Origin of the sequence: Ruminococcus sp. AM42-11 (genome assembly GCF_003480145.1) — a bacterium.
GTDB lineage: Bacteria > Bacillota > Clostridia > Lachnospirales > Lachnospiraceae > Blautia_A > Blautia_A faecis.
In genome coordinates, this window is record NZ_QUIO01000007.1 from 74,750 (window position 1) to 87,503 (window position 12,754).

Below are 12,754 nucleotides of genomic sequence, written 5' to 3' on the forward strand. Positions count from 1 at the left end.
GAGCATCGAAAATTAAGTTTCTGCTATATTGGCGCAGCAAATAAAAATCAGACAAGTCAATATGGCAGTTACTTAATATTCGATGTACTAGATACAAGATACGCCGGAGAGAACCTCCGGCGCAGTCACATTTCAATTACCGATCACTCTGTAACCAGTAATGTATTCTTACTTACAAGCGTCTGATACGCAGCCGCTTTTTTCCAAATTATTTATTTCTGTAAATAATATCGTTTCTTCCTGGTCCGTTGGAAACCATGGTGATCGGGTATCCGATCTTCTCCTCGATGAATTCGATGTATTTTCTGCAATTCTCCGGAAGATCCTCATAGTTCTTTATTCCACGGATATCGCATTTCCATCCTGGAAGCTTCTCGATCACCGGTTTTGCTTTCTCAAGTCTGGCTGTGGTCGGGAAGTCTGTGGTAATCTCTCCGTCGATATCGTAAGCAACACAAACCGGGATCTCATCCAGATAGCCAAGTACGTCAAGTACTGTAAATGCCACATCTGTAGCACCCTGAAGACGGCAGCCGTATTTAGATGCAACACAGTCATACCATCCCATACGTCTCGGACGTCCAGTGGTAGCACCGTATTCTCCGCCATCACCACCGCGTCTTCTAAGCTCGTCAGCCTCTTCTCCGAAAATCTCGGAAACAAATGCACCGGCACCTACTGCGCTGGAATAAGCCTTGCTTACAACAACAATCTTCTGGATCTCATATGGAGGCACACCTGCTCCGATTGCACCATATGCTGCCAGTGTGGAAGAAGAGGTAACCATTGGGTAAATACCATGGTCAGGGTCTTTTAAAGTTCCAAGCTGTCCCTCAAGAAGGATCTCCTTGCCCTCTTTCAAAGCATTATTCAGGTACAGGGAAACGTCGCATACATATGGTGCAACCATTTTCTTGTATTCCATCAGCTCTGCAAAAAGCTCATCAACGTTCAGAAGCGGTTTGTGGTATAAGTGCTCAAGAAGAACGTTCTTAGTTTCACAAACGCTTGCCAGTTTCTCCTTCAGGCGATCCTCGTCAAAAAGCTCATTTACCTGAAAACCGATTTTTGCATATTTGTCAGAATAGAAAGGTGCGATACCGGATTTAGTAGAACCGAAAGATTTGCCTCCCAGACGCTCTTCCTCATACTGGTCAAACAGAATGTGGTACGGCATAACCATCTGTGCTCTGTCAGAGATCAGAATCTTCGGTGCCGGAACACCTTTGCTTACAACCTCATTGTATTCTTTGAAAAATACAGGGATATTCAGTGCAACACCGTTGCCGATCACACTTGTGGTGTGTCCGTAAAATACACCTGACGGCAGAGTGTGAAGTGCGAATTTACCATAGTCGTTTACAATGGTATGTCCTGCATTTGCACCACCCTGGAATCTAACGATAATATCAGCTTTCTCAGCGAGCATGTCGGTAATTTTCCCCTTACCTTCATCTCCCCAGTTTGCTCCAACTACTGCTTTGATCATAACTCAAATTCCTCCTGTGTCTGATCTGAATTTCATTAAAAAAGAAAACAACAACCTTTTATCATACATTAATCTCAGCTGTCATTCCAAGCATTTCCTTGTGGGAATCCAGAACCGGATTTACAACTTTTGCAATAAAGCTTTCGGTCTGCTCTTTGGCACGTCCCACATATTTCTTCGGATCCATGGTCTTCTGAAGCTCTTCCAGGGTCAGGTTAAATGCCGGATCTGCTGCGATCAGCTCAAGAAGGTTGTTGTCCTTACCTTCTACCTTAACATTCCTGCCTGCTTCCATGGAAAGCTCACGGATGCGCTCATGAAGCTCCTGACGGTCTCCACCTGCTTTTACTGCGTCCATCATAATGTTCTCAGTTGCCATAAATGGCAGCTCAGCCATCATGTGTTTCTCGATAACCTTCGGATAAACCACAAGGCCATCTACAACATTCAGGCACAGATCCAGGATTCCGTCAATTGCAAGGAAGCCTTCCGGTACGGAAAGACGCTTGTTGGCGGAGTCATCCAGGGTTCTCTCAAACCACTGGGTAGCAGAGGTGATGGCTGGATTCAGGGCATCTACCATCACATATCTGGAAAGGGAAGCAATACGCTCACTTCTCATCGGGTTTCTCTTATAAGCCATAGCGGAAGATCCGATCTGGGATTTCTCAAATGGCTCCTCTACTTCTTTCAGATGCTGAAGAAGACGGATATCGTTTGACATCTTGTGTGCACTTGCTGCAATTCCTGCCAGAACATTGACAACACGGGTATCAACTTTACGGGAATAGGTCTGTCCGGATACCGGATAGCATTCCTTGAATCCCATCTTGGCAGCGATCATCGGATCGATCTTGTCGATGGTCTCCTGGTCTCCTTCAAACAGTTCCAGAAAGCTTGCCTGTGTACCTGTAGTACCTTTAGAACCAAGAAGCTTAATGGTGCCAAGAACATATTCCAGGTCTTCAAGATCCATCATAAATTCCTGTGTCCACAGTGTGGCACGCTTTCCAACGGTAGTTGGCTGTGCAGGCTGGAAATGGGTAAATGCAAGTGTAGGCTGATCTTTATATTTGTCAGCGAACTTGGAAAGCTCTGCAATTACGTTTACCAGTTTCTTCTGAACCAGTTTCAGAGCTTCTGTCATAACAATAATGTCTGTATTATCTCCTACATAACAGGATGTTGCTCCCAGGTGGATGATTCCCTTTGCTTTCGGGCACTGCACACCGTAAGCATATACATGGGACATAACATCGTGACGCACTTCTTTCTCACGGGCCTTGGCAACATCATAGTTGATATCGTCTGCATGAGCTTTCAGTTCATCAATCTGTTCCTGGGTGATGTTCAGTCCAAGCTCCTTCTCAGTCTCTGCCAGAGCGATCCAGAGTCTTCTCCAGGTGCGGAATTTCATATCCTGTGAAAAAATGTACTGCATTTCCTTGCTGGCATAACGCTCAGACAAAGGGCTTGTATATCTGTCTGTACTCATTCTTTCTCTCCTGTTTCTAAGTAAGTTTTTATCATTTACTTTGCGGATCAACTGTTTTTTTCCACATACAAGGGGATTATATAACATCCAAAGATTTTAAGCAAGCCCCTGATGGAATTTCCCAAGGAATTCCTTCATTCTTACATGTTCTGATGAAAATACCTCTTCCGGGGTGCCTTCCACTGCGATCAGACCGTCATCCATAAAGATAATCCGGTCGGAGATGTCACGGGCAAAGCTCATCTCGTGGGTAACAATCACCATGGTGATATGCTCGGCTGCCAGGTCTTTGATTACTTTCAAGATTTCGCCAGTGAGCTCCGGATCCAAAGCAGATGTGGGCTCATCGAAGAAAAGAATATCCGGGTTCATGCAAAGGGCTCTGGCGATGGAAACTCGCTGCTGCTGTCCACCTGAAAGCTGGTATGGATAATAGTTTTCTTTATCTGAGAGTCCCATTTTCTTCAGCAGTTCTCTGGCCTGAGCGTAGACTTCTTTTTTGTCTCGTTTCTGGACTTTGATAGGAGCGTCTGTAATATTTTTAATCACGGAAAAATGGGGAAAAAGGTTAAAATTCTGAAAAACCAATCCGATTTTTCCGTTTTTGATGATTTCGCCGCCGTCTGGTGTCTCCAGACCAGTGGCACAGCGAAGCAATGTAGACTTACCAGAGCCGGAGGGACCGATAATACTAAGAACCTCGCCCTTGTCTACTTCCAGGGAAATGTCACGGAGAACGTCCAGGGCTCCGAAACTTTTCTTTATGTGTTTCATTTCAAATAATTTCATATAGTGACTCCTTCTGGTTACCCGCACACAGTTTTACAATGTATATTCACTGCAGGTTGATGATAAATTATTAGCGGTAATAGTTCAGTTTTTTCTCTACTTTATCCATAATCACTGCTACCAGCAGGTTAAATACATAATAAAATACAGCCGCTACCACAAACGGCACCATCGTGGTCTGAGAGCTGGCAATCTGTTTCGCCAAAGTGAACATTTCAGCTACCGCTACAACAAACGCCAATGAAGTATCCTTTACCAGAGTGATTACTTCGTTGGTAATAGATGGCAAAATCCGTTTAAATACCTGGGGAAGAATGATGCGGAAGAAGGTCTGTGCTTTTGAGTAGCCAAGGATTCTGGCTGCTTCATACTGACCTACTGGCATGGATTCAATTCCACCACGGTAGATTTCTGCAAAATAAGCGGCATAATTAATTGCAAAAGCAATAAATACAGCGATCAGGCTGTAACCCATGGAAATTCGGATTCCAAAAATAAAATATGGTCCGAAATATACTACCATCAGCTGCAGCATAAGAGGTGTTCCGCGCATAATGGAGATATAAGCAGAAATGATCCATCTGATTATCTTTATTTTGGACATTTTCCCCCAGCAGACCAGAAGGCCAAGTGGCAGGGAAAATATAAGGGTTACAAAGAAAATTTCCGTAGTTACGGTCATTCCCTTTGCAAGCTGGCTTAACATTACACTAAAACTCATAGTTACTGTGTTCCTCCTGTTGATACTTGTGTTCTAAGGGATCGCATTTCACGTTTCATTTCATTCTATAATTCACATTCTGCGAATCAAGCTCCTTCTTTTGGAGCAGACCCCTTCTCGCTAAGAAAAGAGGGTGCGCCAGGTACCCTCTTTTTTACATATATTCTTGTTTATATTCTATGTGAATTATTCAGCCTCATCCTCAGCAGCATCTGCATCAGCTGCCTCATCAGAATCTGCATTTTCTTCTGCCGCATCTGTGTTCTCTTCTGTCTTATCTGCTGCTTCCTCATCTCCCAGGCAAAGCATGTCAGCTACACCATACTGCTCAGCCAGTTTATCAATCTCGCCCTCGTCATACAGCTTCATAACCTCGGTCCATACGGTATCACGAAGCTCCTCGTTTCCTTTGGCAAATCCAATACCGTACTGCTCGCTCTGGATCGGCTCGTCCAGAATCTTATATTTGCCCTCTTCTCTCTGAGCCAGCTGATATTTTGCAACTCCGATATCTACTGCAACAGCGTCAGCAGCACCGGAATCAATATTCATAAATGCAGTATTGTAATCCGGATTCTCTGTAAGAGAAGCAAAGCTGTCTGTCAGATCCTTGTTGTCATCACTGTTTAATGCATCGAGTGCTGCAGATGCAGCCTGTACTACAACATTCTTCCCTGCCAGATCTGCCAGTGTCTCAATTCCGGAATCGGAAGCGACTACCATAACCTGCTCGTTATTCAGATATGGATCAGACCATGTATAATCATCCTCACGTCCATTGATGGTAAAGCCATTCCAGATACAGTCAATATTTCCGGAATTCAGCTCCATATCCTTGGAATCCCAGTTAATTGGTTTCTTTACAAGCTCCCATCCAAGATTATCACATACCTTCTGCGCCACATCCAGGTCAAAACCAACATATTCGCCACTTTCATCCATATAACCAAAAGGCGGGTACTCTGCATCAAATCCAACAGTCAGGGTCTTACTGTCGGCATCTGCATAAACAGTCACACCAGAGCAGATACCTGCTGCCATCAAGGCACTCATCATAATCGCCAGCATTCTTTTTTTCATAATATCTATCCTCCTGAAATCTAATTCTCATTATTTTAGTGCGTTTTCACTCTACCATGTTAAAGCATGGTTGTATGGTAGCATACGAAAGTAATTCTGTCAATATAGTTTTTGCAATTTGACGAGCAAGTTCCAGCCAATAGTTACTGTTCACTCCGTTCACAGTAACGCGCTTCGCGATGCACAGAAATCATGCAAAGCATGATTTCGCGCCGCAATTCTCGGGTTTTCTGTGAACTTTGTTCACAAAAACACCTCGCGGAACGTTACCAGTGAACAGTAATAGCCAATACATAGCATTTGGACAATGGTTATTGCTCTAGCGAGCCATTTCAGGCGCGTTCTTAGCGTAGATGAAATCCAGCGCTTACGAAGACTTATGCGTGAGGGCTCTCCCGAACGCATTAGTCGCAGTTAGCGATTAGTTCATCGTAGCGTTGCGCCGGCGAGTGAGTAATAACCATTGTCCGAATGCGTCCGCCTTAAATAACTTTTCACTCACCAACCAACAAAGCACAGGTTCATCACGAACCTGTGCTCCTATGATACTCTCCAGTCAGCTTCTCCAGCATTTCATCCGCCTTCCCTGGTCTTATGCTGACCTCCTTTTTCTGCGCAAACTCATCCAGTGCCTTTTTTAAAGTATCCTTCACTTCCTCCGATACATTCAGCTCTTTCAGCCTGTTCTCATACTCCTGCGGCTTCTTCACGCTGCGATAAGCAAGCAGATAGCAAACCAGCTCCTTAGGATCGCTCTGGGTAAGGAACGCCTCCCAGAAACACTCCATTGCTTTCTCCATCTGAAAAAGATAGCTGTACGCACATCCAAGGTTATGCCACACACTCATGGTCAGTCCCGGTCTTATCTGCTCCAGCCCTTCTTTTTTCAGAAGCTGCTGATACACCTTGATGGCACTTACATACATCTTATTCGCTACCAGGGCATCCCCTTTTCTCTTTTTTCGAAGAAGAGGTGCCTCCTGATCCAGCTTGGCAAGCTTTACATTCAATGCCTTCAGCTCATCGTAAGTAAGATAATTGATCTCCTTAAATACCGGATAAAGCACATCCTCCGCACTGGCAAATTTACCAAGATGAGGACGTAGCTTGGCTGCCAGCCTTGGCAGATCCAGTTCCTCGCTGATCCAGGTACAGAGATTTTCATTTATAACAGAAGAATCCACCAGATAAAGATTGTGGTACAGAAAGTAGCAAAGCTCCTCCAGTGAGTAAATATTGGTATTGATACTCTCCACAAAAAACGGCTTGTCCGCCTTTTTTGTCTGACATAAAATATAACCGCTCATTTCCAGCCTCCTTTACCAATCTACCAGTTCGTCCCAGACCTTGCCGCTGGAAGGGAACATTTCTCCAAATCCAAGATCTTTTACAACAACGCGGCATTTCTTCTGTGACACATATGCAAGGGCCAGAGACAGTCTTGTAGTCTTATTGGGACGCTCAGGAAGTCCGGGCAGTCCCATAATTACTTTCTTCTTGTGCTTCTCGCCGAAGGTTCCAACAACAAAAACGAGCTCTGTTATATCATCCAGGATCAGCTCACAGCCAGCTTTACACTCATACCAGTTCTTACCAGCCTCAATAAGCGGGTAATATGCCGGTGCACCCATCACCCGCATTTCCATTCCCACATCTTTCAGCACAAGAGCAGGACTCATATAACGGTACCCCTTCAGGATCTTATCCTCAAGGCGCTCCTTTCCAGCTGCACATGCACCTTTTGCAAAAAGGTTATTTCCATAATAAACCTTTCTTCGCTGCATGCAAAGGCTTCCAATGGATATTTTCGCCCAATCCGGGCTGAATCCATATCCTGTGATCTGAATGCTGGAAAAAAGACCGGTTCCAAGAGTCTCCTTAATAAAATCACGGAAAGCCTCATCTCTGGCTTCCACGGCCTTCTCTCCCTCTTCTTCAGGTGCTGTAAGAGATGGGAGGACCGTCTTCTTCGGCTCCTCAAGGCGTACCAGCACCGGCCTTGTGCTGCTGTCCATAGTCAGCTGCTGAAACTTCACTTCATCCTGGTGAAAAGAATACCAGCCGATACTCCGGTTCCAGGTCTCTCTTTTCTGGGTAAGGGAATAATAATAAAAGCTCTCTCCATGGTCTATCAGCATGTACTGATTCTTCGAAAAACCAATGGCCTGGCAGGCTTTTTCCATATTTTTCACCTGGGGGTCCTCAAGCTCAGGACTTGTGATCACCAGGCATTTTGTATTTTTTACAAGATCTGCAACTCCCAGAAATTTCAGCATACCCTCCAGAAAAACCTGAAGCAGCTCCCATGGCTCCACCTGTTCTCCCAGAATCTGCACACTGTCTTCTTTCTTACAGATTCCATACAGGTCATCCACCATCTGTCCCCCTTTTTCCCGGGCAAAATAAACTGCCTCAAGACCAATGGTGTACTCTTTATGCTCTCCGCGCCTGCAAATACAGGTAGGTGCTTCAAACTCCTGGGCACCAACTTTCATGGACACAGAGCAGGGTTCCTCCCCTTTCCGGTCATAATAGCAGATCTGGGAATAATCTTTTCCAAAATCAATTCCTATGATCAAATCACGAATTTCATTCATATATTCAGTCCTCTTCTGTAATGACAAACATTTCTTTTACATACTGTTCCTGGCGGAAATACTGCTTCAGTCCCTGTTTCACCTCATGATGCTTGTCCAGTTTCCGCGCAGACAAAATCTGATTAATCATCTGGTACTTGCTGAATGGTGTACCTTCCACCTTACTCATTCCAAGTACCCGCTCTGGCGTTCTTTTGGTCTGTCCATTACATTCCTCTGAAAAATAATAATGCAAAGTTTCCCCGTAAAACATGGTAAACGGCTTGGTAAAAATACCCTCATATACATTCTTAAGAGGCTCTGTCTTATATTCCAGCGCACGTCCAAGTCCGGTATCCAAAGCATATACAAGGGTTACCTTCGCCTCCGGGCTGGTGTGATATTCCACACATGTTTTGTCATCCATCTGATACAGGCTCAAAATTTCCGGTGGAAGTCTGTGGAAGAAAGAAAATACCATTTCTTTGTCCATGCACATTTTCAGAAGCTCTTTTTCTATGGAAAGAAGAGCCTCTTTTCTGCTCTTTTCCCTGGAAAGCTCTTTAAACAAAGCCAGATAGCAGACTTCATTTACCATCCATTTCTGCATATATGCATTCAACAGACAGTTTTTCACAAAAGGACTCATGGTGTATTCTTTTACAAAAATGCCATAGGAAACATGGGTCAGATATCCGCTTACGATCCACTCCCTTCCGGAATGGCGAATGTAGGATTCCAGAACATGCTCTCCCTCCTTGCGGTAATCCGTGGTAAACATAAGAAGCTGAAGGATTTTTTCCTCCAGATCATAGGTATCCATTTCAAATCCCACAGCACTTTTCCAGATGGAAAACATTTCATCCACAGGTCCAAAACGATATTTCATAAGATATGTGAGGATCACCTCATCATAAAATCCATTTCTGTAAACATCAGATGCCAAAGCCAGAAGTTCCTCGTCTTCCAGCATGTCGCAGCGCACGATCATGCGGCTTACCAGTTTCAAAAGGCTTCGCATGTCCACGCCCTCATAGCCGAATTCCTCCACAATGGCCTGTGCCTGGGAAAAAAGACCGCGGCTTATAAGAACCACCAGAAGCTTCTGCCTGTCCACACGGGCGTATTCCTGGTAATCCATCTGCTTTAAATATTGATCCAGATCTTCGCCAAATACATGCTCTGCATAATAATCCAGAATCCTGCGACGTACCTTCTGCTTATACTCCATGCAAAAAGCATCGGATTTGACCAGTCTTTGAAAAATATCCAGATTATCTTTGTCCAGTTCATGGCTTTCGCAATAATGAAGAAGCACACCTGGCTCGTCCACGCCAAGGGCAAGAACTTTTCTCACTGCCCCATCCTCATCCATGGTCTTCTTCAAGCTGTAATCTACAGTAGCACTGTATCTGCGCTGCTTGTCATCCTGAAAAAGGATAGCAGCATCTTCTGTATAAATTCTTGGATAAGCTACGCCCTGAACACAGGTATAAGTCTCCTCTGATTCCATCTGACTGTGACGAACGATCACATAGCGGACTTTTTTATCATCAAAATAAAGGCGGTGGGTAAACATTTTCTGCGCAATGGAATCTGCCGCCTCTTTTGTGCGAGGCTCCATCAGAAACTCCTGATATAAGACAGCATAGCTCTCATTCATTTTGCCCTCAGCCAGTTTTTTCCTGGCGAAATCCCGCATACCTGACATATAGCGCTGGTATGCTGCCGGCTCTTTTTCCTTATTTGCAATAATGCAGGAATAAATAAATGCCCGCTTGGAATCTCCAAGGGAATCGCTGTTGTAAGTAAAATACATGAGAAGAGCCTTTGGAAGCTCAATCCGTCTGGAAGTATCCATAGTCTCCACATAATACTCATAAAGTCTTGTAAGACGCAGCCCATGCTCCACTGCCAGGGAAAACCAGCGGAAATATTCAGTCTTTCTTGGGTTTCCCTTCATCACATATTTACAGATGGCTTCCAGGGTATCCTCCGAAGAATACTGATCATAGCCCTTTGCCAATGCCTGATAAATACTTTCGTTATAATCTTTCTCATACCCGGAAAGATATGCAAGGCGCATTACCAGCTCCTCTGTAAGAAGGTTTCTTCTTGCCGCGAAGCGGAATACCTGCCCCCAGAAGCTGTTCAGCCTGTGAAGAAGCGTCATGTCCTTGCAGATGATCTTCCATGCTTCCAGATAGAGGAACGGACTCCTGCAGCCCTTGCCAAACTGCTCTTCCAGCACAAATAATGCCTTGGACGGAGTCTCCTTGTATGCAGGATCCAGTTTCAGCAGGATCCATAAAAGCGGAAAGCTGTCACTTTTCTGCATGTAAAAATTGCGGATTCTGGACAATGCGTGAACCTTGTCCTTATATAAACCGGTAAGCGTGCACAGATACAGATAAATTCCAGCAAACTCCAGATCATCTCTTGTATAGGATTTATCCTGATAGCTTTCCAGAAGAGCTCTTGCTTCCTCATGATGGTTCTCCATGTAAAGAAGAAAGGCCTCATACATCTGGTATTCCGGATAATCACATCCGGACTGATGAAGCTGGTTCAGAATATAGTGGCTGCTCGCACTCCAGGTGGAAAAATCCATCCAGCTGTTGACACCTGGATTCTCCTTTCCCGCAAGACAGCTTGCCACAGCAGTCTCATAGCACAGGTAGGACAGACAGTCTTTTTGAAGATCCAGTTTACTCTTCTCCTGAGTCAGACGGATATCTACATCCAGTTTACCACTTGTGGATGCAACAATGGTATAAGTAATCTCCTGATAAGGGCTTTTTACTATAATCTTGCCAAACTGATTGCCTTGTCTTAATTTCTCCTTGTGCACCAGATATTCCACTTCATAATGGCTGCCAATAAAATCTTCGTCTGTTACCACCTTGCGGGGAACTTCCAGAAAATCTCCAACTGCTTCCACATCAAGGCGCAGATGTCCCCATCCGCTTCTCTGAATGTAAAAAGATTCTTTCAAAGAGTCTTTCAGCTCATAGTATTCTTTCCCCACCTCTCTGGCATTTATGGTTACTTTTTCCTTCTTGCCTGCGGCAATGAGAAATTCTTCCAGATGCTGATACGTCACCGGTTGTCTGGACAGACCATAATAAAGTGTCTGGATCTTTTGATCCTCATTTTCCAGAATTCTGGTGAAGCTGGCATCTTTAAAAATACGGAATGCCTCTTTAAAATCATCCCGGGCAACTTTTACAAATTCGTCCAGATTCCCTACCACACCTGAAAAACTGCGTATTTCCTCTTTCTCGATCTCAATTTCAAAAGGAAGACGGGCCTCTCCAATATTTGTAGTAAAACACAGCCATCCCTTCAGGTTTTCTCCTGGGGCAAGTCCTACCGTATCAATTCCAAGCGGGAGACGCACAGTAGTTCCTGAAATATGGTCCATTCCCGGTACCACCCGGCGGCTGGAGGAAGTAACATAACCGCGGATCTTCTGATTATCCTCTGTTCCAACGTACACTTCCCCTCTCTTCGTCTCCCCTGCTTTCATGGTCAGGGAAATCTTCTCCTTGGAAAAAAGGAGCTGGGGCTGTTCATATTCAAACTTTCCGTTTAAAAGCTGTTCGATCTTTTTTTTCAAAATCATTCACCTTACGTCTTTCGTGTTCTTGTTACTGTCCACAAACTTCACAGCAACACGCTTCTCAGAACATTGCTGCGGAACAGTAATCCTGTTACTCGCTGTCACTGCCTCTTTCGAACCAGAGCCTTTTTCAAACACGCTCCAGGCAGTTACTCTGACATTATTATAATGATTTTCACCCTTTATTTCAATGTAAAATATAAAAAGAATCCTGCCACGATTTTTTCGCAGTAAAAAAAGGCAGCCAGGCACTTAAAGCCTGTATTTTTCATAGACTATATAGAAATCCCCTTTGAGGTAGCGATTTGAAGACATTTTTGAAACCTTTGACAATGGCCGAGGAGCAGTATTATCTTCAGCAGTACCAAAGGGGCGATATGGAAGCAAAAAATATTCTCATAGAACGTAACCTGCGGCTTGTTGCCCATGTAGTAAAAAAATATCAGGGAACAGATGTAGAACTGGACGATCTGATTTCCATTGGCACCATTGGATTAATGAAAGCCATCTCCACATTTGATTCCACAAAAGCAGCCCGGCTGTCCACATATGCTGGAAAGTGTATCAACAATGAACTGCTTATGTTGTTCCGCTCCCGCAAGAAGCATTCCCGGGAAATCTCGCTGTATGAACCCATTGGTACAGACAAAGAAGGCAATGAGATCAGTCTTCTGGATGTAATGGAAGGACCGGCAGTGGACGTTGTGGAAGAGTATTCCACCAGAGAAGATATCCGTCATGTACTGGATTCCATGAAGTCTGTACTGTCTTCCAAAGAATATGAGGTGATCTGCTGCCGTTTCGGTCTCTTTGGGCAAAAGGAACAGACGCAGCGGGAAATCGCCAGGCACCTTCACATCAGCCGCTCCTATGTATCCAGAATTGAAAAAAACGCCCTGCAAAAATTGCGGACGCTTTTTCCTGAAAACGGGTAAAACACGCTCTGCGAGTTTTACCTCTATGATTATTTGTTACTGTTCAT

9 protein-coding genes are annotated in these 12,754 nt (G+C 44.5%); 1 reads left to right on the forward strand and 8 read right to left on the reverse strand.

The genetic code is table 11. The features are described 5' to 3' along the window. Positions 1–208: 208 nt before the first annotated feature. The 8 genes from DW904_RS06100 to DW904_RS23705 form a co-directional block, all read right to left on the reverse strand. Positions 209–1,489 carry an adenylosuccinate synthase gene (locus DW904_RS06100; RefSeq protein WP_118578517.1) on the reverse strand — a complete coding sequence of 427 codons (1,281 nt, stop codon included), beginning with the start codon at positions 1,487–1,489 and terminating at the stop codon, positions 209–211. A gap of 61 nt (positions 1,490–1,550) precedes the next feature. Further along, positions 1,551–2,984, reverse strand: a complete 1,434-nt coding sequence (gene purB, locus DW904_RS06105; RefSeq protein WP_118578518.1) for an adenylosuccinate lyase — start codon at positions 2,982–2,984, stop codon at positions 1,551–1,553. 96 nt (positions 2,985–3,080) lie between these two features. Beyond that, positions 3,081–3,773, reverse strand: coding sequence for an amino acid ABC transporter ATP-binding protein (locus DW904_RS06110; protein ID WP_118578519.1), 693 nt, complete (start codon positions 3,771–3,773; stop codon positions 3,081–3,083). 70 nt (positions 3,774–3,843) lie between these two features. Further along, complete coding sequence (locus DW904_RS06115) at positions 3,844–4,494, reverse strand: amino acid ABC transporter permease (protein WP_118578520.1); 651 nt, start codon at positions 4,492–4,494, stop codon at positions 3,844–3,846. A 186-nt stretch (positions 4,495–4,680) separates the two neighbouring features. Then, positions 4,681–5,574 (reverse strand): amino acid ABC transporter substrate-binding protein, encoded by an 894-nt coding sequence (locus DW904_RS06120; RefSeq protein ID WP_118578528.1) that lies wholly within the window; start codon positions 5,572–5,574, stop codon positions 4,681–4,683. A gap of 524 nt (positions 5,575–6,098) precedes the next feature. Further along, positions 6,099–6,881, reverse strand: a complete 783-nt coding sequence (locus DW904_RS06125; protein WP_118578530.1) for a hypothetical protein — start codon at positions 6,879–6,881, stop codon at positions 6,099–6,101. Positions 6,882–6,893: 12 nt separating this feature from the next. Then, entirely contained in the window at positions 6,894–8,171 is a 1,278-nt protein-coding gene (locus DW904_RS06130; RefSeq protein WP_118578532.1) for a DUF5716 family protein, read from the reverse strand. 4 nt (positions 8,172–8,175) lie between these two features. Then, entirely contained in the window at positions 8,176–11,769 is a 3,594-nt protein-coding gene (locus DW904_RS23705; RefSeq protein WP_243110318.1) for a DUF5717 family protein, read from the reverse strand. 308 nt (positions 11,770–12,077) lie between these two features. Here DW904_RS23705 and sigK point away from each other — a divergent pair, with 308 nt between their 5' ends. Then, positions 12,078–12,707 carry an RNA polymerase sporulation sigma factor SigK gene (gene sigK, locus DW904_RS06145; protein WP_118578536.1) on the forward strand — a complete coding sequence of 210 codons (630 nt, stop codon included), beginning with the start codon at positions 12,078–12,080 and terminating at the stop codon, positions 12,705–12,707. Positions 12,708–12,754 lie beyond the last annotated feature (47 nt).